Origin of the sequence: Bradyrhizobium sp. CER78, assembly GCF_029846235.1 — a bacterium.
Lineage (GTDB): Bacteria > Pseudomonadota > Alphaproteobacteria > Rhizobiales > Xanthobacteraceae > Bradyrhizobium.
Genome location: NZ_JARVWP010000004.1, coordinates 180,216 through 204,197, shown reverse-complemented (window position 1 = coordinate 204,197; position 23,982 = coordinate 180,216). Strand labels below are relative to the sequence as shown.

Here is a 23,982-nt window from a genome sequence, read left to right as displayed (position 1 = left end):
AGCGCTGGTGCAGGAACTCGAGGAGGCGATGCGCCGGTCATCCGCGCAGGGCGTGATGTACGGCCAAGCCGTTGCGGAAGTTGCCGGAATCTCCAACTCCGACATGGAGTGCATGGATATCCTGCTGCTCGAGGGGCGGGTGACCGCCGGCCGTCTTGCCGAGGTGACCGGGCTGACCACGGGCGCCATCACGGGTGTGGTGGATCGGATGGAGAAGGCGGGTTACGTGCGCCGCGAGCGGGACGAGAGCGACCGCCGCAAGGTCTTCATCTCGGTGATCGAGGAAAAGGCCGCCGAGATCGGCAAGTTCTACGTGCCCATGCAGGAGGCGATGCGCAAGGTCTGGAGCAACTACAGCGAAGACGAGTTGCGGCTGCTGCTGCGCTTCGCCAATGACGGCTACAAGGGGGTGCTGGAGGCGACCGCCGCGCTGAAGGGCGTGATCGACACGCCGCCCGAGCAGCGCGCCAAGCTCAAGATGCCGCCGAAGTCTCGTCGCTGACGTCGAGCGATGTCGCGCGGTAGCGCTCGGCCGCCGCATACATGCCCCACATCGTGCCCAGCATCATCCAGAAATGCCGCCAATGGTCGGTATCGATGATGAAGCTCTCGCCGGCGATGCCGAGGAAGGCCGAGAAGATCGCCAGATAGTCGCGCTGCCACGGCACCCGCATGTAGATGTAGCGGAATCCGATGATCGCGCTGACGAACACCAGCGCCGGATAGCAGATGCCCGAGATCCAGCCGCCCGACATGAAGGCGTTGAGGAAGGAGTTGTGGGTGTCCTCGGGGAAATAGGTGTGGAACTGGAGCGGCCCGATGCCGAACGGCAGTTCCAATGCCATCTGCGCGCCGAGGATGTGGCGGCCGAACCGGCCGAAGCGGCCTTCGTCGTAGCTCTGGTCGAAGCTCGCGCGCTGCTTGAACATGTCTGCGACCGTGCCGATCGACAGCAGCACCGCAATCAGCGCAACGGCCAGAACGGCGGCGATCAAGGTCATCACGATGATGCGCGACCGCTGCGCCTGCGAGCGGCTGGTGAACACCATCAGCGTCAGCATGAACGCCGCGGTGATCACGAGGCCGCCCCAGGCGGCGCGGGAGAATGACAGCAGGATCGCCAGCGAGATGATGCCGAAGGCGATGGCGTTGCGGAACGCCTTGCCGAAGCGGTCGGAGACCACGCTCTGCAGCGTGAACAGCGCGGGCAGGATCAGGAACGCGCCGAGCACGTTGGGATCCTTGAAGGTGCCGCGGGCGCGATCATACAGCGTCAGCAGATCATAGCCGCCGGGCACCAGATGGAAGTAGCCGGCGATACCCGCCAGCGAGGCGATCATGGCGCCGACGATCAGCCCACGGCGCAGCATGTCGAGCCGCGCCTCGGTGTCCTCCGACATCACCATCGCGAAGAAGATGACGGTGACGGCCATGTACCACGAGGTGAGGACCCAGTTCACCACCTCCGGCTTGTCGAGGAACGGCACCGCGCCGATGCTGTAGCCGACATTGAGCACGATCAGCGTGAACAGCAGCGGCATGAACACCAGCTGCATGCGCAGGCCCGTGGCAAAGAACAGCACGCAGGCGGTCAGCGTGACCAGCTCATACGGGCTCGGCTCGATGAACACGATGGCGATCGACGCGCTGGCAAGCCATACCAGCGCCCGCTGCAGCGCCAGCACGCCCGGCGGCGCCGATGTCAGCGATTGGGACGTCCCGGCTGTCGCCGCATAGGCCATCGGATACTCACGCAACGCGATACAAACACTGGCTCCGTCCCTCCGTCATTGCGAGAAGCGAAGCGACGAAGCAATCCATCTATCCCCGAGTTGCAGCGTGGATTGCTTCGCTGCGCTCGCAATGACGCGCGGTCCGATTCCCGCCAATCTCAATACGCGTTCTCGTTCTTTGTAATCAGCGAGAACGGGGTCTTGAGCAGGATGTAGAGGTCGAACAGCACCGACCAATTTTCGATGTAATAGAGGTCGTATTCGACGCGCTTCTGGATCTTCTCGTCGGTGTCGACCTCGCCGCGCCAGCCGTTGATCTGCGCCCAGCCGGTGATGCCGGGCTTGACGCGGTGGCGCGCGAAGTAGCCGTCGACGGCCTCGTCGAACAGGCGGTTCTCCAGCTTGCTCTGCACGGCGTGCGGGCGCGGGCCAACCAGCGAGAGATTGCCCTTCAGCACGACGTTGAACAGCTGCGGCAATTCGTCGAGCGAGGTTTTGCGGATGAAGCGGCCGACGCGGGTGACGCGCGGATCGTTCTTGGTCACGACCTTGGAGGCGGTCGGATCGGCCTGATGGTGGTAGAGCGAGCGGAACTTGTAGACGTCGATCCGCTCATTGTTGAAGCCGAAGCGCTTCTGGCGGAACAGCACCGGGCCGGGGCTGTCGAGCTTCACCGCGAGTGCCACCAGTCCCAGCACCGGCAGCGCCGCGAGCAATGCGAGGCCGCCGACCACGCGGTCGAACAGCCATTTCAGCACCAGGTCCCAGTCGGTGATCGGCGCCTCGAACACGTCAAGCGTCGGCACCTTGCCGACATAGGAATAGGAGCGGGGGCGAAAGCGCAGCTTGTTGGTATGGGCCGACAGGCGGATGTCGACCGGCAGCACCCACAGCTTCTTCAGCATTTCCAGGATGCGGGTCTCGGCCGAGATCGGCAGCGCGAACAGCACGAGGTCGACGCGGGTGCGGCGGGCGAACTCGACGATGTCGTCGACCTTGCCGAGCTTCGGCGAGCCGGCGCACGTCTCCATGGCGCGGCTGTCATTGCGATCGTCGAACACGCCGAGCACGTGGATGTCCGTGTCGTCGTCGGCGTTCAGCGCCTCGATCAGCTTCTCGCCGTTCTGGTCGGCGCCGACGATGATGGTGCGGCGGTCGAGCCGGCCGTCATGCGCCCAGGCGCGCACCATCGAACGCAGCGCCAGCCGTTCGGCGATCAGGACCGCAAGCCCAACGCAGAAGAACGACGACAGCCAGACCCGCGACACCTCGCCGCCGAGCTTGACCAGGAAGGAGACGCCGATGAACAGCAGGAACACGAAGGCCCATGACGAGATCATCCGCGTCATCTGGCGAAGCTGGCCGCGGAAGATCTGCACCTGGTAGATGTCGGCGGACTGGAAGCAGACCACGGCCGCGGCGGACATGCCGAGGATCGAGGTGATGTATCCCCAATGGATGCCGCCGCCGGCGAGCGGCCTGACATAAGCCAAATAGAGTCCGACGCCGACGAGGCTCAGCAGCACGAAGTCGGCGAGGCGAACCACGCCTGCGATCACGACCGGCGAGTAGGCGCCGCGAACTTTCTGATTGGTAACGGCGAGCGCGACCGGCGACAGGCGGCGGCGGCGTTCGACCTGCGGCTGAGCAGCCGTCGCAGACGCAGCGGCATCCAGCATCGAGCGTGCGTTAAACGGTTCCACGAGTCCACGTCCATTCCTGCGCTTGCAGATGGGCATCCGCGCGCAGCACCGAAATTCCCCCGGACTTGACTTAAGGGGACAAATCGGAAGAAACGGTTACGTGTGCAAGAAGTGGTTAACGTTTGGCAAATGCATCGCGATAGCCGGCCAGCACGCCCTCGACCATCGCGCTCTGCGAGAAATGTTCGGAAATCCGCTCGCGCAGTTTTTGCGCGCGTGTGGCGGTCGCGGCGGGATTGTCGAGCGCGGCCTTGATCGCATCGGCCATCGCGGCGGCATTGCTCGGCGCGAACAGGGCGTCGGTGTGGGTATCGAAGATCTCCGGGATGCCGCCGACATTGGCGGCGATCATCGGAATTCCCGCAGCGCCGGCCTCGATCACCACATACGGCATCGAATCGCCGCGCGAGGGAACGACCAGCAGGCTGCCCTTGGAGAAGCCGAAGCGCGCCTTGACGTGGCCGATGAAGCGGACGGCATCGCCGAGCGACAGCCGCTTCACCTGCTCCTTGAGCCGCTCGAACTCCTCGCCGTCACCGCCGAGCGTCAGCGTCACGGGCTTGCCGTCGGCGCGCAACTTGGCGACCGCGTCGATCAGCAGATCGGCGCCCTTGATGCGGCGGAATTCGCCGACATAGGCGACGTCGGTGGCATCATCGGCCTTGGCAACCGGTTCGAATTCCTCTGACGTGACGCCGTTGAAGACGCAGCGGACGAGGCCTGAGGGCTTGCCGACGGTGCGCTGATAGGTGTCGCGCGCGAATGCGCTCTCGAACAAGAACAGGTCGGTGCTGTTCATCAGCGTGCGCTCGAGCTGGCTGTAGAAGCGGCCCTTCCAGGTGTCGAGCGGATAGTGCAGCGAGCCGCCATGCGGTGTGTAGACCCGGATCACCTTGTTCGAGCGCCGCCGCAGCCGGACATAGGCGCCGGCCTTGGCGCCATGGCCGTGCACGACATCGGGCTTCAGCTTGCGGATCAGGCCCGCGATATGCGCCCAGACCATGAAGTCGGCGAAGCGCGGCTCGCGGCGTATCGCGACCCGGTGGACGCCGAGCTTGAGCCGCGGCTCGATCTCGGCCAGCACCGCGTCGGCACGGGTGCCGCCGGTCAAACTGTCGGCGACGATGCCGACATGGTGGCCGCGCTCGATCTGGCCGTTGGCGACATCGAGGATGTGACGAATGATGCCGCCGACCGGGGCACGGACGACATGCAGGATGCGAAGCGGCTGGTCCTGATTGTGATCCTGCGCCATCGATCAGAACCAGCGTTCGCCGACGAGCACGGTGTCACCCGGGCCGATCGGCGTGCCCAGGCGAGCGACGAAGCGGCCGGCGCCCGATGCATCGGTGTGGGTGAGGGTGACCTCGTCGCGCCGGGCGCGCGGCGAGAAGCCGCCGGCGATCGCCACCGCGCTCTCGACCGTCATGTTGGGCACGTAGGGATATTGGCCGGGGGCCTGGACTTCACCGAGGATGAAGAACGGCCGGTAGGATTCGATCTCGGCCGCCACCGACGGCTCGCGGATGAAGCCGTTGCGCAGCCGTGCGGTGATCTCGGCGGCAAGCCCGGCAGGCGTGCGACCGCGCGCCGGCACCGAGCCGACCAGCGGCATCGTGATCGCGCCGGCTGCATCGATCGCATAGGAGTTGGTGAGGCCTTCTTGGCCATAGACCACGACGCGAAGCTTGTCGCCGGGGCCGAGATTATAGGCCTCGCGCGTCGGGGCAGGCTCGGCATAGGCGACCGGCCCGGCAAAGGAGGGCTGCCCATATGCCATCGGATCGAGAGTCGGGTCGCCGGCAATCGGCGACGTCCAGCCCATGCAGCCCGACAGCGCGAGCGCAGCAATCAGACAAACAAGGGGAGCGCGCAAATTGCGCATGTGAGGAATCCCACGAAATTACCGGCCCCGATTAACGGCACTCATGGTTAACAAAGCATGACGGGCGGTGGTGGCAGCCGCATCCGTCAACCGCGCCGATTAACCCAGCAGCAACCTTAATGGACTGTAATCGCCGGCATTGAGGTGGAATCGCGGCGTCCGCGGGAGTTCGTTATGCGTTTTGCATTCTGGCGTAGAGGCAACGAAAAGACCGTCGTGCAGCGGGCGCTGCCGAAGTCTGCGCCCGTCGCCGACGAGGCCGTCGCGAAGCCGGCTTCGCCGATGTCAGCTCCTGACGAGCCGGCGCGTGCGGCGCCGGCAACCGATCTCGATCTGCATGTGCTCGGGCGCGCGCTGGCGCGTAAGCGAAGCTGGATCGTCGTGCCGACCGTGCTGGTGTTTGCGCTGTCGCTCGCTGCCGTCAACGTCGTGACGCCGCGCTACAAGTCGGAAGCGCGAATCCTGATCGACAATCGCGAGAACGCCTTCCTGCGCCCGAACGGCGAACGCGACCTCGAACGCACCTCGCTCGATGCCGAGGCCGTGACCAGCCAGGTCCAGCTCGTGATGTCGCGCGATCTCGCGCGTGACATCATCAAGAAGAACAAGCTCGCCGAGCGTCCGGAGTTCGATCCGGTGCTGCGCGGCTTCTCCCCGCTGAAGTCGCTGCTGGCGCTGTTCGGCATCGGCCGCGATCCGTTCAGCCTGACGCCGGAAGAGCGGGTGCTCGACGCCTTCTATGAGCGCTTCCAGGCCTATGCGGTCGACAAGTCGCGCGTCATCGTGATCGAATTCCAGTCGGAGGATCCTGATCTCGCCGCCCGCGTCGCCAACTCGATCGCGGACGGCTATCTCGTGCTGCAGCAGGCGGCACGGCAGGATCAAGCCAAGTCCGCCAGCACGTGGTTGCTGGGCGAGATCGACAAGCTGCGCACCAAGGTCGCCGACGCGGATTCGCGCGTCGAGGAATTCCGCTCCAAGTCGAGCCTGTTCGTCGGCACCAACAACATCCCGCTGTCCAACCAGCAGATGGGCGAGCTGAACACGCAGCTCAACAATGCCCGCGCGCTGAAGGCGGATGCCGAGACCAAGGCGCGGCTGATCCGCGAGATGCTTCAGAGCGGCAAGCCGATCGAGGCTTCGGAAGTGCTCAATTCCGAGCTGATCCGCAGGCTCGCCGAGCAGCGCGGCACGCTGCGCGCCCAGCTCGCCGAGCAGTCGTCGACGCTGCTCGACAACCACCCGCGCATCAAGGAATTGAAGGCGCAGATCTCCGATCTCGACCGCCAGTTGCGCGAGGAGGCCGGCAAGATCTCGCGCTCGCTCGACAACGATGCCCGCGTCGCCGACGGCCGTGTCCAGGCGTTGCAAGCGAGCCTGGACCAGTCGAAGAAGCAGGCGGCATCGAGCAATGGTCAGGATGTGCAGCTGCGCGGGCTGGAGCGTGAGGCCAAGGCGCAGCGCGATCTGCTGGAAGCCTATCTCGCCAAATATCGCGAGGCGACCGCACGCGAGAACATCGAGGCGGCGCCGACCGACGGCCGCATCATCTCGCGCGCCACGGTCTCCAACACGCCGGCCTATCCGAAGAAGCTGCCGATCGTGCTGATCGCAACACTGGCGACGCTGTTGCTGTCGTCCGGCATCATCATAACAGGCGAATTGCTGCGCATCTCCGCGCCCGGCGCCGTGGGCCGCGCCTTCGCACCGGCCGCCGCAGTGATCCGGCGCCGCGAACCGGTCATGGAGACCGCGGCCGAGCCAGCGCCGAGGCTGCCGCCTGAACCCGAGCTCGCATCGCCGCTCGCACCGAGCCTTGCGCCGGAGCCAGAACTGGAGCCCGCAATGGCCTACGAGCCCGTCATCAGCGAGCCGCAGCCTGCGCCCGTCCAAACGGTCGACGAGATCGGCGCGCTGGCCGAGCGTCTCGTCGCGGCCGGTCCCGCCGCCCACAAGGTCACGGTGCTCGGTCCGGCCACCGGTGAGAGCGTCACGTGGACCGCGCTGACGCTGGCCCGTCTGATGGCACGTCAGGCCAAGGTCGTGGTGATCGATCTCGTCGCGTCCTCGCCGGTGCTAGCGACGGCGACCGTCGATCCCGCGGCGCCCGGCCTGGCCGAGCTGATGCAGGGCGAGGCGACGTTCGCTCAGATCATCACCAAGGATCGGCAGTCGCGGGTTCAGATCGTCAGCGCCGGACGCCCGGGCTTCGATCGCAGCCATCTGCAATCGCCGCGGCTGGCGCTTGCGATCGATGCGCTGCTCCGGGTCTACGACCACGTGCTGCTCGACGCCGGCTCCGCCGTCGACCTGCCGGCCGAACTGCTGACCGCGAAGGCGCAGGCCATCGTCGTGCCGGATGCCGCCATGGCGCAGGATGCCCGCCATCAGATGGTCGATCAGCTCAGGGCCGTCGGCTTCTCCGAAGTGACGATGCTGAGCAAGCCCTGCGCGCCGTCGGAAGCGGCCGTGACGGGCCCCCGGGTCGTCGCGGCCTGAACCAGACCTCAAAAGCGCGATGAGATCAGATTGATCGTCATCGCGCTTTCGTTTCGGAAAGCCGCTGCACGCCTTTCCAGATGACGCTTCAATGCGCCAGCATCGGCTCGCGTGCGGCTCGCTCCAGCACCGGATCGATCCGCAGCCGGATCGTGACGAGCGCGCCGATCAAGCCGACGACCGCGAGCAGCAGCAGGCCTGCGGTGAAGCCGCCGGTCAGGTCTTTCAGATAGCCCATGGCGAACGGGCCCGCGAAGCCCGAGAGATTGCCGAGCGAGTTGATCGCGGCAATGCCTGCCGCGGCCGAGGCGCCGTTCAGGATGCTGGCCGGCATGGGCCAGAACATCGGCGGCACCGCCGACACGCCGATCTGCGCGAGGCAGAGCAGGCCGACGATCAGCACCGGACTGGAGACCAGCCCGGCCAGGCCGATGCCGACGGCTGCGAGCACCAGCGCTCCGGCGACGTGGTAGCGCCGCTCACCGGTCTTGTCGGAATGCCGGCCGAGCAGCACCATGCCGACCGCGCCGAACACGAAGGGCAGGGCTGCGATCAGGCCGGTCTGGGTGTCGGTGACGCCGAACGCCTTGATGATGGTGGGCAGGAAGAACGCGACGCCGTAGCTGGCGGCGTTGAGGCAGAAATAGACGAAGGCGCAGGCGAGGACGCGCGGATCGGTGAGCGACTGCAGCACCGAGATGTGTTCCACGGCTTCCTTCTTCTGCCGCTCGATCTCGAGGGTGGTCTGCACCCATTTGATCTCGTCGGGCTGCAACCAACTCGCCTGACGCGGGAAGTCGGGCAGCATGGCCAGCACGGCGAAGCCGACCAGGACCGACGGCAGCGCTTCGCAGATGAACAGCCATTGCCACCCGGTCAGGCCGGCGCCCGACAGGTTCAGCAGCAGGCCCGAGATCGGCGCTCCGATGATGCTCGAGATCGGGATCGCCAGCATGAACAGGCTGATGACGCGGGCGCGATAGATCGTCGGGAACCAGAGTGTCAGATAGAAGATGATGCCGGGGAAGAAGCCGGCCTCGCAGGCGCCGAGTAGGAGGCGCAGGAAGTAGAAGATCCACTCGCTCGAAAGGCCGCTCGCCGCGGACATCTGCGGGATGAACGCGAATGCCGCCGAGACGATGCCCCAGCTGATCATGATGCGGGCGATCCAGCGCCGCGCGCCGAACCGTTCCAGCAGGATGTTGGAGGGGACTTCGAAGAAGAAGTAGCCGACGAAGAACAGGCCAGCCCCGAGCCCATAGGCGGCCTCGCTGAGGCCGAGCGCCGTGTTCATGTGCAGCTTGGCGAAGCCGACATTGACGCGATCGAGATAGGCCACGAAGTAACACAGGATGAGGAACGGAATCAGCCGTCGCATCATCTTCCCAATCGCGCGCTTCTCGACTTCGTCGCTCATCGTTCCCATCCCTTTCTGTTTTCGATTCGGCAAACGCTGACTGCGCTGCCCGGGGTGACATCTGGTGCACCCGCAGCGGTCCGTTGCCTTGCCCTTGTAAATCGCCTTGTAATCCTTGCATTCATTGTTGTGTAATCAACGGCCGCGTGACTAATGGCATTTGGGAATGGAGCCACGGCGAAACTGTCATGATGCACCGCGGTATAAGCGCGGGAACCCAGAGCGTTTTTCAGCGAAGTGGAAACCGGTTCGCTTAAGGAAAACGCGTCAAAACAGTATCTAGAGTCCCGTTCCGAGTAGTCGGAACGGAACAGGCTCTGGCCGGGCAGGATGGTAGCGGGCCGTGATCAATAATCTGAAATTGCGCCAGTTGCGCCTGCTGGTCGCGCTCGACAGCGAGCGCAAGCTGCAACTCGCCGCCGAGCGGCTGAATATTACCCAGTCGGCCGCATCGAAGATGCTGGCCGAGATCGAGGCCGTGGCGCGGGTTCCGCTGTTCGAGCGGACGGCGCGAGGCGTCGAGCCGACCGCCTATGGCTCGATTCTGATCCGTGGCGGCCGGAGCGTGCTCGCGGACCTTGACCGGGTCACCAATGAGTTCGCCGGCTACAGGTCCGGCGAGCTTGGCACAGTGTCGGTCGGGACGGTCGCCAAGCCCAGCATCGACCTCGTCGTCGACGTCATGCAGTACCTTGGCGAGAAGCTGCACCGGGTGAACATTTCGCTCGACGTCAGCACCAGTCCGCCGCTCGTTGCGCGTCTTCTGGCGCTTGAGCTCGACTTCGTCGTGGCGCGAATTCCGGCCGGCGTCGATTCCGGACAGTTCGACTATCACGAGATCGGCGCCGAGCAGGCCGGCTTGCTGGTTCGCGCCGAGCATCCGCTGGCCGGCCTCGACAGCGTCAATCTCGAAGACACGGTCGACCTGCAATGGATCATCCAGCCGCGGGAATCCTTCATGCGCCAGGGGCTGGAGCGGCTGTTCTACAGCCGGGGCATTGCACCGCCCCAGCGCATCATCAACACCGAGTCGTTCTTCGCGTCGATTGGAATTGCGGCGGGCATCGATGCGATCGTGCCGGTGCCGCTCTTGATCTTCGATCTGCTCGATCCGCAGCGCTTCAAGATGCTTCGCATCCGCGACCAGTTGATGCTCGAGAGCTATGGGCTGATCAAGCTGCGCAAGCGAGCGTTGTCGCCTGCCGCGACGCTGGTGTTCGATGCGATGATGCGGCTTGGCGTCGCGAGCGGCCGCGCGGCGCCGGATGGTTCGTCCGCGTAGCGTCGCCCGCGGTCGTGTTCAGCGGAACATGCTGCGCAGGTTCTGCGCGATCTCGAACAGCGCGGGATTTTGCTTCACGGCACGCTTGGCGCGGCTGATGGCCGACAGCGCGGTGGCCGCCGGCTTGCCGCGCAGGCTGAGCGGAATGAAGCTGTCGACGATCGCTTCGTCGTCCTTGCAGAACAGCCGCTTGTACTCGTCCGAGCCGATGCCGAGGTCGAGGGCGCGATAGTTCAGGCCGGCATGGCGATCGATGATGTCGCGCATCAGGATCAGGCCGGGGCTGAACTTGGAATTGGCCGACATCGTGTAGGTGTTGAACATCATCGAGAAGCGATGACCGTCGGAGACGCCGGCGAAGATCGCGATCACTTCCTCGTCGCACTCCAGCGCGTGGATGTCGATCGCATAGCCCTTGCCGTCGGCGCGCGGCGCGAGGCAGGCGGTGCGGATGAACTGCTCGATGCCCGGCTCGGCGAACACGTTGGGCAGCTTCTGCTCAGCCATGCGCTGCGGCTTGACGCGGAAGAACCAGTCGAGCAGGCGGCAGACGTCGGCGCTGTTATCAGCGACATGATAGCGGTAGCCCGGCAGCGCCTGCAGCTTGCGCTCCTTGCCCTTGAGGCGGCGGCGGAACGAATTGCTGATCAGCGACGCGGGTGCCGCGCCGGGCTCGATGACCAGCAGCGGGCAGTCGTTCACCGAAGCCTGATGCGGCAGCAACACCATCGGATTGGGTTGGTCCTGCCAGCGCAGCGGCTGCTGACACAGCATGAGCGCGTCGACGCGGGATCGCTCGGCGATCGATCCGATCAGGGTCGTGATGTCGGCTTCGGTCGCGTTGGCGGCGAAGTCGCGGTCGTACAGCGCCATGTTGAAGGTGGCATGCTTGCCGCCCATGAAGCTTGCGCAATTGGCGCCCAGGCGCTGCTCGACGGCGAGCGGCAACAGGAGCAACGGACGGCGTTCGCTGTCATGGGCCACGACGATGAAGGGGCGCAGGCCTTCGCGCTCGCCGACCTGGCGCTGCCAGGAGGCAAGGAAGTCGAAGCGCTGATAGGGCGTGTAGCTGTGTTGCGGGGTCTCGAGACTGCGCCAGGTCGCCTCGGCCGCAGTGAGGTCGTGAAAGATGTCGACCCCGGCGACGCGGATTGCGTTCGGCCATGTTCGCGCGCCAGCCGTCTGGCCTTCAATTGCCGCCGCCATGGTCATCTCGGAACCCAAATTTTTTAAGGTATTAATTTACAGGTCTCGGCTGGGGCCGACCTTCGCAGGGAAATGTCAACAAAGAGTAATAACAATGCCCTCGGGATATGCTTGGCGGCGTGTGGGAACCGCCGGACGGGCAAGGACGGATAGCGAGATCTTGGCGCCGGACAATCGGATTTTGCGGCGGGCTCGAGCCGAGCTCGCCTATTTCAGTGGTGCCTTCAGGTTGCGGGAACGCGAGGCCGGCGGCGCCGGGGTGATCCTGCGCTTCGCGCGCGTCCGTCCCGCCCAACGCGGCCGGTTCCAACCGCTGAAATCCCAGGAGATCACGCCGGCCTTCCTCGATCGCACGATCCGCGCGCTGAAGCGCTGGAAGTACGACATCGTCGGGATCGACGAGGCCTGCCGCCGCGCGGTGACCATGCCCGAGCGCCGCCGCTTTGCCTGCCTGAGTTTCGACGGTGCCAGCAAGGACATCGTCACGCATGCCTATCCCGTGCTCGCCAGGCACGGCGTTCCGTTCACGCTCTATCTGCCGACCGCATTTCCGGACGGCGTGGGTGCGGCGTGGTGGCTGGTGCTTGAGGACATCATCGCCCGCGAGGGCCGCATCAGCCTTGTCATTGACGGCCGGGTACGGCATTTCGTGGTCTCGGCCCTGTCGGACAAATACGAGCTGTTCGATTTTCTGTCCGGCTGGCTGCGCAAGCTGTCGCCGCCTGATCTGTCCTATGCGGTGAACGATCTCGCGCGGCGCTATTCGGCCGACGCTGCGCGATTGTCACGCAGCGCGTCACTCGACTGGCAGGATCTGGCAGAGCTTGCCGCGGATCCGAACGTGACGTTCGGCAGCGCCACGGTGAACTATTCCGTCCTGTCGAGCCTCAGAGATGCCGACGCACAGCGCGAGATGGCGATGGGAAAGGCGGTGGCCGAGAGCGCGCTGCGGCGGCCGATCAGGCATTTCGCCTATCCCTTCGGGGATCGCGACGCGTTCGCCCGTCCGCATGTCGTGATGGCGGAGGAGGCCGGTTTTGCCAGCGCGGTGTCGACCATCTCCGGCATTGTCGAGGCGCAGGGACGCACCAACCTCCATGCGCTGCCGCGGATCGCGTGGGACGGCCGCGTGCGCTCGCTGCGGATCATGCGGGTGCTGCTGTCGGGCGTGATGTTCGCACCGGTGCGGCCGACGCTGAGCGCGCGGGAGCAGGGCGCGCTCTAAGCGCGATCGGGGCGCGACATCCAGGACACGATCGGCATCGCCGGCAGCACCCAGCCGAGGCCGGCGACGACGTAGAAGATCGCCTGCAGCAGGCCGGAATTGGCAAGCCACGGCGTCTGGGCAATCGTCATGCCGAGCAGCGACCACACCACAACCAGGATGAGCAGGAAGATGGTTCCGAGCAGTTTGCGGGTGCGTATGGCCATGGCTTGTATGTGCAACTCGTGATCTCAGCGGCGCTTGCGCCGCGGGCGCGCCGGACTATAAGGGGCTCGAAAATCCAATCAAGTCAGGGCGAAATGGCCGGTATTTCCGCAAAGACATCGCAGCTCCGCGCCGTCAGGATATGGCTGATCGCGGTCGCCGGTCTGATCGCGCTGATGGTGCTGGTCGGCGGGGCTACGCGGCTGACAGAATCCGGCCTGTCGATCGTCGAATGGAAGCCGGTGACCGGTGCGCTGCCGCCGCTGACCGAGGCGCAGTGGACCCAGGCCTTCGAGGGCTACCAGAAGATTCCGCAATATCGCGAGCTCAACGCCGGGATGACGCTCGCCGAGTTCAAGACGATCTTCTGGTGGGAATGGAGCCATCGGCTGCTCGGCCGCGTGATCGGCGCCGCTTATCTGCTGCCGTTCCTGTATTTCCTGTGGCGCGGCGCGGTGAGCGGTGAGCTCGGCCGGCGGCTATGGGTGATCTTCGGCCTCGGCGCACTGCAGGGCGGCGTCGGCTGGTGGATGGTGGCGTCCGGTCTCTCGGAGCGCATCGAGGTGTCGCAGTATCGGCTCGCGACGCATCTGGTGCTGGCGCTGTTGATCTTCGCCGCGATCGTCTGGACGCTGCGGCGGTTGACCGACCGCCCAATGGTGATCGCACCGCTCAGGCTGAAGGTCACGAGCGCGCTGCTGCTCGTGCTCACCTTCGTGCAGCTCTATTTCGGCGCGCTGGTCGCGGGCCTGCGCGCGGGCAGGGTCTACAACACCTGGCCCGATATCGACGGTGGCTTCATCCCGTCGGGTGCCCGGCTCTGGTTCGAGACGCCGTGGTGGCGCAATCTGTTCGACAACACGCTGACGGTGCAGTTCGAGCATCGCATGGCCGCCTATCTGCTGTTTGCGCTGGCGATCGCGCATGCGATCGATGCCGTGCGTTCGCGCGCCGGCGGTGGCGTGATCGCGGGCGCCTGGTGGCTGGTTGCGGCGATCACGCTGCAGGCGACGCTCGGCATCCTGACGCTGCTGCATCAGGTGCCGATTGATCTGGCGCTGACGCACCAGGCGGTCGCGATCGTCGTGCTGACGCTCGCGGTGCTGCAGGCCGAGCGCTTCGCCGCGCGGCGGACCGAGCGGGACCAGCCGACCCTCGTTCCGGCCGGCCAGTCCGTCTGATCAATCAGGACAGATAGTCGAGCCCGATATCGAGCGCGGCCGCGCTGTGGGTGATCCAGCCGACCGAGATCAGGTCGACGCCGGTGGCGGCAATCGCCGCGGCGGTCGCAGCCGTGATGCGGCCGGAGGCTTCGGTGATCGCCTTGCCGCGCGCCATCTGGACCGCCTGGCCGAGCTGCTCGGTCGTCATGTTGTCCAGCAGCACCGCGTCGACGCCGAGCGCCAGCGCTTCCTCGAGCTGCGCCAGCGTGTCGACCTCGACCTCGATCTTGACCAGATGACCGGTATTGGCCTTGGCGCGCTCGATCGCGGTGCGGATGCCGCCGGCGAGCGCGATATGGTTGTCCTTGATCAGCACGGCATCGTCGAGCCCGAAGCGGTGATTGCCGCCGCCGCCGGCGCGCACCGCATATTTCTCCAGCGCCCGCAGTCCGGGCGTGGTCTTGCGGGTGCAGACGATCTGCGCGCGCGTGCCCGCGACGGCTTTGACCAGCGCGGCGGTCGCGGTGGCGACGCCGCTCAGATGGCAGAGGAAGTTGAGCGCGGTGCGCTCAGCGGTGAGCAGGCTGCGGGCCGGGCCGTCGATGATCGTGATCACCTGGTCGGGCTCGACCGCGCTGCCGTCGGGCCGCTCGGCGCGCAGCTCGACGGAAGGCGACACCGTCTGGAAGGCTGACCGCGCGACGTCGAGGCCTGCGATCACGCCGGGCTGCCGCGCCCGCATCACCAGCCGCGATTGCTGGCTCGCCGGGACGATCGCATCCGCCGTGATATCGCCGGCGCGGCCGAGATCCTCGCGCAGGGCGGTCTGCACGATCGGTTCATACAGCAGCGGCAACAGGGGATTGAGGGTCATGACAGGGCACTCCTGGCTGAAAGCTCGGATTCAACGATGTCGCGCGCGGCGGCGAACGCCTCGGCACGGGTGAGGGAAGACGGCGCCGCCGATAGAGCGGTGTGCGGGAAATCCGTACGGAAATGGCCGCCGCGGCTTTCCTCGCGCCGGATTGCAGCAACGGCGATCATCAAGCCGACCAGCGCCGGGTCGGACGCTGCACCGTGGTTGCGCGCGAGTGGATAGAGGCTCCGGATCGCGCGTGCGACGCCGTCGCGATCGCGCAGCACGCCGAGCCCCTGGCTGAGGATCGGCCGCACCGCGGAGGGATCGGAAGCCGGCGGCATCGTGTCGTCGCGGAGCATGGCGCGCGGGCCTGCGCTCACGCCTTCGATGCTCTCGGCAACCCAGCGCGCGCAGACGATCGCTTCCATCAGCGAGTTGCTGGCGAGCCGGTTGGCGCCGTGCAACCCCGTGCGCGCGGCCTCGCCGCAGGCCCACAGGCCCTGCACCGTGCTGCGGCCAAAGCCGTCAACCGCGATTCCGCCCATGTGATAGTGAACCGCGGGCCGGATCGGGATCGGATCCGTGGCGGGATCGATACCGGCCATCTTGCAGAACGCAGAGATCACCGGATAGCGCTCGGCGAAATCCGCGCCCGGATGCTGGCGCGCGTCGAGGAAGGTGCGATGCCCCGCGGCGCGGTGACGCCAGACCGCGCGCGCGACGATGTCGCGCGGCGCAAGCTCGGCGCCGGGTTGATCGGCCATGAAGCGCTGGCCGGTCTCGTCGATCAGGATCGCGCCATCGCCGCGGATCGCCTCGGTCAGCAGCGGCATCGGCCGCGACGGCCCGTCGAAGGCGGTCGGATGAAACTGGACGAATTCGATGTCCGACAGCTTTGCGCCGGCATGGGCCGCGAGCGCGAGCCCCTGGCCGAAACATCCGCCGGGGTTGGTGCTGTCGGCGAACAGCCCGCCGATGCCGCCGGTTGCGATCACCACGCGGTTGGTCGTGATCGTCAACGCGCCGCGGTCGCTGGCCGCAAGCACGCCCCTGACTGCATCGTCCTCGACCAGCAGCCGGCGCGCCTCGACGCCTTCCAGCAAGGTGATCGACGGCGTCTGACGCACCGCCGCGATCAGCGCGCGCATGATCTCGCGGCCGGTGCCATCGCCGGTGGCATGCACGATGCGGTTGCGGCCGTGTGCGGCCTCGAGCCCGAGGCGCCAGCTGCCGTCGGCCCGGCGGTCGAAGGCGACGCCGAGCTCGGCGAGATGCTCCACGGCGGCCGGCGCAGCGTGGACGATCCGGGATGCTGCCGCGCCGTCGCAAAGGCCGGCGCCGGCCGCGAGCGTATCGGCGAGATGCAGGGCAGGGCTGTCATCGGCGCCGACCGGCGCGGCGAGGCCACCCTGCGCCCACATGCTGGAGGCTTCGGCGCCCAGCGGGGATTTTGAGATCAGCACGACCGGCTCGGGCGCGAGCTGAAGTGCGGTCATCAGCCCCGCGGCGCCGCCGCCGATGATCACAGGACGGCCGTTCAGGTCGGAGAGATCGATGCTCATATTGCCAGCATCCTTTCAACGCTCCGGCGCGCGCGCTCGGCGATCGCGGCATCGATAGTAACCTCGTGCTGGTTGGTCTCCAGCGCGTGGCGGATGTTCTTCAGCGTGATCCGCTTCATGTGCGGGCAGAGATTGCAGGGGCGGACGAAGTCGACATCGGGATTCCGCGCCGCGATGTTGTCGCTCATCGAGCATTCGGTCAGCAGCACGACGCGCGGCGGACGCTTGGTCTCGACGAATGTCTGCATCGCGGCCGTCGAACCTGCGAAGTCCGCTTCGGCGACGACGTCGGGCGGGCATTCCGGATGCGCCAGGACGGTGACATCTGGATAATTCTCGCGCAGCTGGCGCACGTCATCGGCAGTGAACAGCTCGTGCACCTCGCAATGGCCCTTCCAGGCGATGATCTTCTTGCTGCTCTGCTTGGCGATGTTCTGCGCCAGATATTCATCCGGCAGCATGATGACGCGCTCGGCGTCGAGCGATTCAACGACCTTGAGCGCATTGCCCGACGTGCAGCAGATGTCGGACTCCGCCTTCACCGCGGTCGAGGTGTTGACATAGGCGACGACGGGCGCGTCCGGGTAGCGCGCGCGCATCAGCCGCACGTCCTCGGCCGTGATGGAATCCGCCAGTGAGCAGCCGGCCTTGAGATCGGGGATCAACACGGTCTTGGCTGGGTTGAGCAGCTTCGCCGTCTCGGCCATGAAGTGCACGCCCGCGAGCACGATGACATCGGCGGCGACCTTGGTCGCTTCGCGCGCGAGCAGGAGGCTGTCGCCGACGATGTCGGCAACGCCGTGGAAGATCTCCGGCGTCTGGTAGTTGTGCGCGAGCACCACCGCGTTGCGGCGGCGTTTCAGCTCCAGGATCGCGTCGACGTCCTCGGCGAATGTAGCCCATTCGAACGGCGGGATGACGCGTTTGACGCGCTCATAGAGCGGCGCGGTGCGGGTGAGCAGATCGGTATCGAGCAAGGCCATTTATACTCTCCGTGAGCATAAGATGGCTTATACTTATCCTGAGCATAAGGCGTGTCAAGTGCGCGAAAGCGGAAGCTTGGTGCCGGCGACGGCCCGTTCGGCCAATACGGCATGGCGGAAGCGGAACAGCTTGGCCGGCCGACCGACGGTATCGGCGGCCATTGCGCCAGTCTCTTCAACGAGTTCCTGCTGCTCGATGAGCCTGCGGAAGTTCTGCTTGTGGACCAGCCGGCCTGCGAGTGCTTCAACACTGCGTTGCAGTTGCAACAGGGTGAACTCGGCCGGCATCAGCTCGAATACCACCGGACGGTATTTGATCTTGGCGCGCAGCCGCGCGATGCCGGTCGCGAGAATGCGGCGATGATCCGCCGTCATCGGCTTGCCCGGCACGACCGATGCTTCGCGGCCGCGCGAGTGGTTGGCTTCCGGGATCAGCGACGCCTCCCAGAGCAGCTCATAGCGTTGCAGCACCAGTTCCTCGTTCCAGTCGCGGTCCTCGAGGCCGAAGGTGATGGCGCAGCGTTGCCAGCGCTCGCGCTGCAAGGTTGGCGACGGCGCTGCCTTCGCCCACGCTTTCAGCTTTGGCGCGATGATCTTGGCGAGGGACGAAGGCGCGCCGGCGCGATGATCCTCCCAGGGGAAATAGTCGTACCAGCCGGACCAGTGCGCCTCAAAGCCTTCGCCGACCCTGTCCTCGCGGGTCAGGCCGAGATAGCTGATCGAAACGCTGTGCGGCGACTTGGCGTCGCCGGACCGGCCGCGGTCTGCAAAGGTGTAGAGCTGCTCGACATAGCCGAGCGGGTGGCCGGTCTGCGCCTCGACCCAGGCCCGCAGCGCGGTCTGCAGCGAGCGGTGGGTGAACTCGAACGGGCCGCTCGGCAGCGCGGAGCCGCCGGCGATGGTCACGATCTTGGGCGTGCCGTCGGTGACGGCGACCAGCACCGCGACAAGGTCGGCGGTGACGGCATTGCCCGAAGCCGGCGCGCTGGATTTCTTCTGCGGCGATTTGGCCACGTGTTCGTCCCGGCCTAGCAATAGCCGTAGATGCCGCAGGCGTAGGGCAGGCGGTCCCAGTAGGTCACATAGGCGCCGCCGTAATAAGGGCCGAGATAGCTGTAGGAGCGGTGGTCGCCGTAATAGCCCGGCAGCGCCGCCGATCCGGGCAGAAGCGGTTCGCCAGGCGGGAACACAATGTACGGCTCTGAATTGAGCGGGATCACCACGGGCTCGACGACCACGAGCTGGCGCCCGCGCCGCACATAGGTTGGCTGCGTGATGGTGGTGCGGTAGGCGTAGTGCCGGCGCGGCAGGCCGGCCGGCAGCTGGCGCGCAGCCTTGACGGTGGCGGGCTTAGGGGCGTCGGCGGCGTCAGCAGGCGGAATCGCAAACAGCGCGATCGCGAGCGGCAATGTCCAGCGCAGCATCAATGGTCTCCCGAATCATCCGGAGCCTATCACTGCCACTTTATGTCGGATTGATCGTTAACGAGAGACCTGTCGGTATTAAGCCTTAACGAGAAACCCGCCGCTTTGGGCAGGTGCCGGAGCGATGCGGTGCACCGCTCCGGAACACCGAGCAATCAGGCGCGCAGCGCCTGGTCGAGGTCGGCGATCAGGTCTTCCTTGTCCTCGATGCCGATCGAGAGCCGCACCACCTCGGGCGCCGCGCCGGACTTCACCTTGGCGGCGTCGTCGAGTTGGCTGTGGGTGGTGGAGGCCGGGTGGATCACCAGCGAGCGGGTGTCGCCGACATTGGCGAGATGCGAGAACAGCTTCAGGTTCGACACCAGGTTGACGCCCGCGTCGTAGCCGCCCTTGAGGCTGAAGGTGAACACCGCGCCGGCGCCCTTCGGCGCGTATTTGCGCTGCAGGGCGTTGTACCGGTCGCCCGGCAGGCCGGCATAGTTCACCGCCGAGACGGCCGGGTGGGTGGAGAGGAATTCCGCCACCGCTTTGGCATTGTCGCAGTGCTTCTGCATGCGCAGCGGCAGCGTCTCGATGCCGGTCAGGATCATGAAGGCGTTGAATGGCGACAGCGCCGGGCCGAGGTCGCGCAGGCCGAGCACGCGGCAGGCGATCGCGAAGGCGAAATTGCCAAACGTCTCCTGGATCCGGATGCCGTGATATTCGGGGCGCGGCTCGCTCAGCATCGGATATTTGTTGTCCTTTGACCAGTCGAAGGTGCCGGCGTCGACGATGATGCCGCCGAGCGAGTTGCCGTGACCGCCGAGGAACTTGGTCAGGGAGTGCACGACGATGTCGGCACCGTGGTCGATCGGCTTGATCAGGTATGGCGAGGCCAGCGTGTTGTCGACGATCAGCGGCACGCCGGCCTTGCGCGCAACGGCGGCGATCGCCTCGATGTCGGTGATGCTGCCGGCGGGATTGGCGATCGACTCGATGAAGATCGCCTTGGTGTGCGGCGTCACCGCACCCTCGAAGCTTTCGATCTCGTCGGGATCGGCCCAGGCCACATTCCAGCCGAACGCCTTGAAGGCGTGGGTGAACTGGTTGATCGAGCCGCCATACAGTTTGCGTGCCGCAATGATCTCGTCGCCGGGCTTCAGGAGTTGCTGCAGCACGACGAGCTGTGCGGCGTGGCCGGAGGCGACCGCGAGTGCTGCGGTGCCGCCCTCGAGCGCTGCGACGCGTTCCTCGAGCACGGCATTGGTCGGGTTGCCGATGCGGGTATAGATGTTGCCGAATGCCTGCAGGCCGAACAGCGAAGCCGCATGGTCGGCGTCGTTGAAGACGAATGACGTGGTCTGGTAGATCGGCGTCGCCCGCGCGCCGGTGGTGGGATCAGGCTGTGCGCCGGCGTGCACGGCGAGGGTGGAAAATCCCGGAAGGCGATCGGTCATTCTTTGGATCCTGTTGTGGCCTGGTCGAAGTGCGCGGCATGCTGATGGCGGTAGCGCCCGACGTCAAGCCGCGTTGGCGCGCACGCCACGGTTTGAAACGGGCATGCTGCGCTGTACCGGACGATCGCGACGATAATTCCGCCGAAATGTCAGGGCGTCTCGGTTTTGTTTTTCGCAGCGCGGTCGGATGCCGCAGTCTGGCCGCCGCTAAAGCTCGTGCGGTTCAGCGACAGCCGCATGCCCTGGGTCGGGATCGGCGCGCGCTTGGAGCTCAGGGTGCGCGAGTTGACGCCCATCCAGGAGATCTCCGACGACAGCCGGCCATACTCGATCTTCGGGCAGCGATTCATCACCACCTTGAGGCCCGCGGCTTCCGCCTTCTCGGCCGCGGCATCGTCGCGCGCGCCAAGCTGCATCCAGATCACCTTCGGCGGCGGCGACAGTTTCAGCGCCTCCTCGACGACGGGCATGATGTGGCTCGAATTGCGGAAGATGTCGATCATGTCGATCGGGCGGCCGATGTCGGCGAGCGAAGCGACGAACGGCTTGCCCATCAGTTCCTTGCCGACATGGCCGGGGTTGACCGGGATCATGTCGTAGCCGCGCTGCGCCAGATATTTGAATGCGAAATAGCTCGGCCGCACATTGACCGGCGATGCGCCGACCATCGCGATCGATTTGACGTTGTTCAGGATGCTGCGGATGTAGTTGTCGTCGTAGGCGTCGTGATTCATCTGCATTCTTTTCTTCTACGTCATTCCGGGGCGATGCGTAGCATCGAACCCGGAATCTCGAGATTCCGGGTCTGGTGCTAACGCACCATCCCGGAATGACAGGGTTTGGTTTCGTGCCAAAGACAGAACTACTTGTCTTGCCACTTCGGATCGCGCTTCTCGATGAAGGCGCCGATGCCTTCCTCGGCGTCGCGCGCCATCATGTTCTCGGTCATCACCTCGGCGGCGAAGCGATAGGCGTCGGCGAGGTTCATCTCGGCCTGGCGATAGAACGCCTCCTTGCCGAGCTTGACGGTGTAGGCCGATTTCAGCGCGACCTTCTGGGCCAGTGCGATCGCTGCGTCGCGCTCGGTGCCTGCTGATACCACGCGGTTGACGAGGCCGATGCTCTGCGCCGTTGCCGCGGAGACCGGTTCGCCGGTCAGCAGCATCTCCATCGCCTGCTTGCGCGGCACGTTACGCGACAGCGCCACCATCGGCGTCGAGCAGAACAACCCGATGTCGACGCCCGGCGTCGCGAACGCTGCGGCTTCGGAGGCGACTGCGAGGTCGCAGCTCGCGACGAGCTGGCACCCGGCTGCGGTCGCGATGCCCTGGACGGAGGCGACCACCGGCTTCGGCAAATGCACGATCGCCTGCATCATCGCGCTGCAGGCGTTCATGATCTGCGCGAAATAGGCGCGGCCGCGGTCGGCATCGGTACGGCGCGCGGTGAGCTCTTTGAGGTCGTGTCCGGCGCAGAACGCCGGGCCGTTGGCGGCGAGCACGACGGCACGGATGCTCTTGTCATCGCCGATATCGTTCAGCGCAGCGTGCAGCTCGCCGATCAGGCCTTCGGAGAGGCTGTTGCGCGCCGCTGGGCGATTGAGCGTCAGTAGCGCGATACTGCCGACGCTCTCCCGCAGCAGGATCGGCTGAAGTTGCGGCGCTTCCGCGCGAGCGGCCTGGGCGGACATGACGAAATTCCTCTATCGTGTCTGTGACAATTTAATGTAACAGGCAGGCTGAAGCGAGGGCAGGGACCGCATGGCGATTGCGAAAATGAGCGTAGCTGAACTGGAGGAGTTCCTGCGCAGGGAATTTCCGCAGGCGTTCACCTACGACGACATCAGGATCGAAAGCGCCGATGGCGAGACGGCCTTGCTGCGCCAGGCTTTCAGCGAGCGCATGCTGCGGCCGGGCGGCACGGTGTCGGGACCGACCCTGATGGGGCTCGCGGATTTCGCTATGTATGTGGTGCTGCTGTCGGCGATCGGGCCGATCGGCCTTGCCGTCACTACCAATCTCAACATCAACTTCCTGCGCAAAGGCCAGCCGGGGCAGGACGTGCTCGCGGTGGCCAAGCTGCTCAAGCTCGGCAAGCGGCTTGCGGTCGGCGAGGTGAACCTGCTGTCCGGCACCTCTCCGGACCCGATCGCCCATGTCACGGCGACCTATTCCATTCCAAATCAATAGGCTTTTTTGCGGTATTATTACACCATATTTGCAAGCTGCTGTTTTTGCTGATGTAATTCTGGTGCGTCGACGTTGACGCGCGACCGTGGCTTCTCTAGAAAGCCGCCAGTTCGGCGCATACGGCGCCGATTTCTTTTTCACGGATTTCACACATGAGCACGTTCTCGGCCAAGCCCGCCGAAGTGACGAAGAAGTGGGTCGTGATCGACGCCAAGGGTCTGGTGGTCGGTCGTCTCGCCACCCTCGTCGCGATGCGCCTGCGCGGCAAACACCTGCCCACCTACACCCCGCATGTCGATTGCGGCGACAACGTCATCATCGTCAACGCCGCGCATGTGGTGCTGACCGGCCGCAAGCGCGACCAGAAGACCTACTACAAGCACACCGGCTTCATCGGTGGCATCAAGGAGCGCACCGCGAAGCAGATCCTCGAGGGTCGCTTCCCCGAGCGCGTCGTCGAGAAGGCGATCGAGCGCATGATCCCGCGCGGTCCGCTCGGCCGTATGCAGATGGGCAATCTGCGCGTCTATCCGGGTGCCGAGCATCCGCATGAAGCCCAGAGCCCCGAGAAGGTCGATATCGCTTCCCTGAACCGCAAGAACACGAGGGCCGCATAATGTCCGATACGTTGCAGTCCCTCGACCAGCTCTCGCAGGTCAAGCCGGCCGCGCCCGACGCGCCGAAGTACGTCAAGAAGGTCGACAAGTACAACCGCGCCTACGCCACCGGCAAGCGCAAGGACGCGGTCGCCCGCGTCTGGGTCAAGCCCGGCTCCGGCAAGATCTCGGTCAACACCCGCGAGTTCGAAGTCTACTTCGCCCGCCCGGTGCTGCGCATGATGATCCAGCAGCCGCTGGTCGCGGCCGCCCGTAACGGCCAGTACGACGTGATCTGCACCGTCGCCGGTGGCGGTCTCTCCGGCCAGGCCGGTGCGGTTCGTCACGGCATCTCGAAGGCGCTGACCAACTTCGAGCCCGAGCTGCGCAGCGTCCTCAAGAAGGGCGGCTTCCTGACCCGCGACAGCCGCTCGGTCGAGCGTAAGAAGTACGGCAAGGCCAAGGCCCGCAAGTCCTTCCAGTTCTCGAAGCGCTAATTCGAGTTCTAAAATTCGCGGCAATTGCCGCGTGCATCGAGTTGCAGAGGGCGCCGCGAGGCGCCCTTTTTGCTGCGCCCGACGGTGTCTGCTTCGACGCGAATTAGCGCAGTTTTTCA

Annotated in this window: 23 protein-coding genes; 8 read left to right on the top strand and 15 right to left on the bottom strand. The window is 65.6% G+C overall.

Going from position 1 to position 23,982, the window contains the following annotated elements:
• The first annotated feature begins 28 nt into the window (after positions 1-28).
• Positions 29-502, top strand: coding sequence for a MarR family transcriptional regulator (locus QDT69_RS09745; RefSeq protein ID WP_279706673.1), 474 nt, complete (start codon positions 29-31; stop codon positions 500-502).
• On the opposite strand, the gene QDT69_RS09740 is transcribed toward QDT69_RS09745, so the two are convergent.
• From QDT69_RS09740 to QDT69_RS09725, 4 genes are all read right to left on the bottom strand, one after another.
• Positions 474-1,742: an O-antigen ligase family protein gene (locus QDT69_RS09740; protein ID WP_279706366.1), complete on the bottom strand. Its 1,269-nt coding sequence runs from the start codon at positions 1,740-1,742 to the stop codon at positions 474-476. The genes QDT69_RS09745 and QDT69_RS09740 overlap by 29 nt on opposite strands.
• A 149-nt stretch (positions 1,743-1,891) precedes the next feature.
• On the bottom strand, positions 1,892-3,436 hold the full coding sequence (locus tag QDT69_RS09735) for an undecaprenyl-phosphate glucose phosphotransferase (RefSeq protein ID WP_279706365.1): 1,545 nt from the start codon (positions 3,434-3,436) through the stop codon (positions 1,892-1,894).
• A gap of 115 nt (positions 3,437-3,551) precedes the next feature.
• A complete protein-coding gene (locus QDT69_RS09730; RefSeq protein ID WP_279706364.1) occupies positions 3,552-4,691 on the bottom strand; it encodes a glycosyltransferase family 4 protein in 1,140 nt (379 codons plus the stop codon).
• A gap of 3 nt (positions 4,692-4,694) precedes the next feature.
• Positions 4,695-5,321: a polysaccharide export protein gene (locus tag QDT69_RS09725; protein WP_279706363.1), complete on the bottom strand. Its 627-nt coding sequence runs from the start codon at positions 5,319-5,321 to the stop codon at positions 4,695-4,697.
• Between the two features lie 174 nt (positions 5,322-5,495).
• Here QDT69_RS09725 and QDT69_RS09720 point away from each other — a divergent pair, with 174 nt between their 5' ends.
• Positions 5,496-7,820, top strand: coding sequence for a Wzz/FepE/Etk N-terminal domain-containing protein (locus QDT69_RS09720; RefSeq protein WP_279706362.1), 2,325 nt, complete (start codon positions 5,496-5,498; stop codon positions 7,818-7,820).
• 88 nt (positions 7,821-7,908) lie between these two features.
• Here QDT69_RS09720 and QDT69_RS09715 read toward each other — a convergent pair whose 3' ends face one another.
• A complete protein-coding gene (locus tag QDT69_RS09715; protein WP_279706361.1) occupies positions 7,909-9,237 on the bottom strand; it encodes an MFS transporter in 1,329 nt (442 codons plus the stop codon).
• Positions 9,238-9,580: 343 nt separating this feature from the next.
• On the opposite strand from QDT69_RS09715, the gene QDT69_RS09710 reads away from it, so the two are divergent.
• A complete protein-coding gene (locus tag QDT69_RS09710; RefSeq protein WP_279706360.1) occupies positions 9,581-10,519 on the top strand; it encodes a LysR family transcriptional regulator in 939 nt (312 codons plus the stop codon).
• A gap of 18 nt (positions 10,520-10,537) precedes the next feature.
• On the opposite strand, the gene QDT69_RS09705 is transcribed toward QDT69_RS09710, so the two are convergent.
• Complete coding sequence (locus tag QDT69_RS09705; protein ID WP_279706359.1) at positions 10,538-11,731, bottom strand: GNAT family N-acetyltransferase; 1,194 nt, start codon at positions 11,729-11,731, stop codon at positions 10,538-10,540.
• 154 nt (positions 11,732-11,885) lie between these two features.
• Between QDT69_RS09705 and QDT69_RS09700 the strand changes: the two genes are divergently transcribed.
• Positions 11,886-12,950: a polysaccharide deacetylase family protein gene (locus QDT69_RS09700; RefSeq protein WP_279706358.1), complete on the top strand. Its 1,065-nt coding sequence runs from the start codon at positions 11,886-11,888 to the stop codon at positions 12,948-12,950.
• Here the strand turns inward: QDT69_RS09700 and QDT69_RS09695 are convergent.
• A complete protein-coding gene (locus QDT69_RS09695) occupies positions 12,947-13,156 on the bottom strand; it encodes a DUF2842 domain-containing protein (protein WP_050422561.1) in 210 nt (69 codons plus the stop codon). The genes QDT69_RS09700 and QDT69_RS09695 overlap by 4 nt on opposite strands.
• Positions 13,157-13,249: 93 nt before the next feature.
• Here QDT69_RS09695 and QDT69_RS09690 point away from each other — a divergent pair, with 93 nt between their 5' ends.
• Positions 13,250-14,335 carry a COX15/CtaA family protein gene (locus QDT69_RS09690; protein WP_279706357.1) on the top strand — a complete coding sequence of 362 codons (1,086 nt, stop codon included), beginning with the start codon at positions 13,250-13,252 and terminating at the stop codon, positions 14,333-14,335.
• A gap of 4 nt (positions 14,336-14,339) precedes the next feature.
• Here QDT69_RS09690 and nadC read toward each other — a convergent pair whose 3' ends face one another.
• The 8 genes from nadC to QDT69_RS09650 form a co-directional block, all read right to left on the bottom strand.
• Positions 14,340-15,191, bottom strand: coding sequence for a carboxylating nicotinate-nucleotide diphosphorylase (gene nadC, locus QDT69_RS09685; protein ID WP_279706356.1), 852 nt, complete (start codon positions 15,189-15,191; stop codon positions 14,340-14,342).
• Positions 15,188-16,738 carry an L-aspartate oxidase gene (locus QDT69_RS09680; RefSeq protein ID WP_279706355.1) on the bottom strand — a complete coding sequence of 517 codons (1,551 nt, stop codon included), beginning with the start codon at positions 16,736-16,738 and terminating at the stop codon, positions 15,188-15,190. The genes nadC and QDT69_RS09680 overlap by 4 nt, the downstream gene beginning before the upstream one ends.
• Complete coding sequence (gene nadA / locus QDT69_RS09675) at positions 16,735-17,721, bottom strand: quinolinate synthase NadA (protein ID WP_279706354.1); 987 nt, start codon at positions 17,719-17,721, stop codon at positions 16,735-16,737. Before nadA ends, QDT69_RS09680 begins: the two co-directional genes overlap by 4 nt.
• Before the next feature lie 54 nt (positions 17,722-17,775).
• A complete protein-coding gene (locus QDT69_RS09670) occupies positions 17,776-18,735 on the bottom strand; it encodes a hypothetical protein (RefSeq protein ID WP_279706353.1) in 960 nt (319 codons plus the stop codon).
• A gap of 14 nt (positions 18,736-18,749) precedes the next feature.
• Entirely contained in the window at positions 18,750-19,145 is a 396-nt protein-coding gene (locus QDT69_RS09665; RefSeq protein WP_279706352.1) for a hypothetical protein, read from the bottom strand.
• 155 nt (positions 19,146-19,300) lie between these two features.
• Positions 19,301-20,581, bottom strand: coding sequence for an O-acetylhomoserine aminocarboxypropyltransferase (locus QDT69_RS09660; protein WP_279706351.1), 1,281 nt, complete (start codon positions 20,579-20,581; stop codon positions 19,301-19,303).
• 149 nt (positions 20,582-20,730) lie between these two features.
• Positions 20,731-21,315 (bottom strand): CoA-binding protein, encoded by a 585-nt coding sequence (locus tag QDT69_RS09655; RefSeq protein ID WP_279706672.1) that lies wholly within the window; start codon positions 21,313-21,315, stop codon positions 20,731-20,733.
• Positions 21,316-21,443: 128 nt separating this feature from the next.
• Positions 21,444-22,271: an enoyl-CoA hydratase gene (locus QDT69_RS09650; RefSeq protein ID WP_279706350.1), complete on the bottom strand. Its 828-nt coding sequence runs from the start codon at positions 22,269-22,271 to the stop codon at positions 21,444-21,446.
• A gap of 70 nt (positions 22,272-22,341) precedes the next feature.
• Between QDT69_RS09650 and QDT69_RS09645 the strand changes: the two genes are divergently transcribed.
• The 3 genes from QDT69_RS09645 (at position 22,342) to rpsI (ending at position 23,863) form a co-directional block, all read left to right on the top strand.
• A complete protein-coding gene (locus QDT69_RS09645) occupies positions 22,342-22,770 on the top strand; it encodes a PaaI family thioesterase (RefSeq protein ID WP_050422551.1) in 429 nt (142 codons plus the stop codon).
• 152 nt (positions 22,771-22,922) lie between these two features.
• Complete coding sequence (gene rplM / locus QDT69_RS09640) at positions 22,923-23,387, top strand: 50S ribosomal protein L13 (protein ID WP_021079117.1); 465 nt, start codon at positions 22,923-22,925, stop codon at positions 23,385-23,387.
• Positions 23,387-23,863 (top strand): 30S ribosomal protein S9, encoded by a 477-nt coding sequence (gene rpsI, locus QDT69_RS09635; RefSeq protein WP_194454095.1) that lies wholly within the window; start codon positions 23,387-23,389, stop codon positions 23,861-23,863. Before rplM ends, rpsI begins: the two co-directional genes overlap by 1 nt.
• Positions 23,864-23,982 lie beyond the last annotated feature (119 nt).

Excerpts from the sequence above, each read along its gene's own strand:
- QDT69_RS09745 (WP_279706673.1), top strand. The coding sequence starts at position 29 with ATGCGCCGGTCATCCGCGCAGGGCGTGATGTACGGCCAAGCCGTTGCG.
- QDT69_RS09740 (WP_279706366.1), bottom strand. The coding sequence starts at position 1,742 with ATGGCCTATGCGGCGACAGCCGGGACGTCCCAATCGCTGACATCGGCG.
- QDT69_RS09730 (WP_279706364.1), bottom strand. The coding sequence starts at position 4,691 with ATGGCGCAGGATCACAATCAGGACCAGCCGCTTCGCATCCTGCATGTC.
- QDT69_RS09725 (WP_279706363.1), bottom strand. The coding sequence starts at position 5,321 with ATGCGCAATTTGCGCGCTCCCCTTGTTTGTCTGATTGCTGCGCTCGCG.
- QDT69_RS09720 (WP_279706362.1), top strand. The coding sequence starts at position 5,496 with ATGCGTTTTGCATTCTGGCGTAGAGGCAACGAAAAGACCGTCGTGCAG.
- QDT69_RS09715 (WP_279706361.1), bottom strand. The coding sequence starts at position 9,237 with ATGAGCGACGAAGTCGAGAAGCGCGCGATTGGGAAGATGATGCGACGG.
- QDT69_RS09705 (WP_279706359.1), bottom strand. The coding sequence starts at position 11,731 with ATGACCATGGCGGCGGCAATTGAAGGCCAGACGGCTGGCGCGCGAACA.
- QDT69_RS09695 (WP_050422561.1), bottom strand. The coding sequence starts at position 13,156 with ATGGCCATACGCACCCGCAAACTGCTCGGAACCATCTTCCTGCTCATC.
- QDT69_RS09690 (WP_279706357.1), top strand. The coding sequence starts at position 13,250 with ATGGCCGGTATTTCCGCAAAGACATCGCAGCTCCGCGCCGTCAGGATA.
- nadC (WP_279706356.1), bottom strand. The coding sequence starts at position 15,191 with ATGACCCTCAATCCCCTGTTGCCGCTGCTGTATGAACCGATCGTGCAG.
- QDT69_RS09680 (WP_279706355.1), bottom strand. The coding sequence starts at position 16,738 with ATGAGCATCGATCTCTCCGACCTGAACGGCCGTCCTGTGATCATCGGC.
- nadA (WP_279706354.1), bottom strand. The coding sequence starts at position 17,721 with ATGGCCTTGCTCGATACCGATCTGCTCACCCGCACCGCGCCGCTCTAT.
- QDT69_RS09665 (WP_279706352.1), bottom strand. The coding sequence starts at position 19,145 with ATGCTGCGCTGGACATTGCCGCTCGCGATCGCGCTGTTTGCGATTCCG.
- QDT69_RS09660 (WP_279706351.1), bottom strand. The coding sequence starts at position 20,581 with ATGACCGATCGCCTTCCGGGATTTTCCACCCTCGCCGTGCACGCCGGC.
- QDT69_RS09655 (WP_279706672.1), bottom strand. The coding sequence starts at position 21,315 with ATGAATCACGACGCCTACGACGACAACTACATCCGCAGCATCCTGAAC.
- QDT69_RS09650 (WP_279706350.1), bottom strand. The coding sequence starts at position 22,271 with ATGTCCGCCCAGGCCGCTCGCGCGGAAGCGCCGCAACTTCAGCCGATC.
- QDT69_RS09645 (WP_050422551.1), top strand. The coding sequence starts at position 22,342 with ATGGCGATTGCGAAAATGAGCGTAGCTGAACTGGAGGAGTTCCTGCGC.
- rplM (WP_021079117.1), top strand. The coding sequence starts at position 22,923 with ATGAGCACGTTCTCGGCCAAGCCCGCCGAAGTGACGAAGAAGTGGGTC.
- rpsI (WP_194454095.1), top strand. The coding sequence starts at position 23,387 with ATGTCCGATACGTTGCAGTCCCTCGACCAGCTCTCGCAGGTCAAGCCG.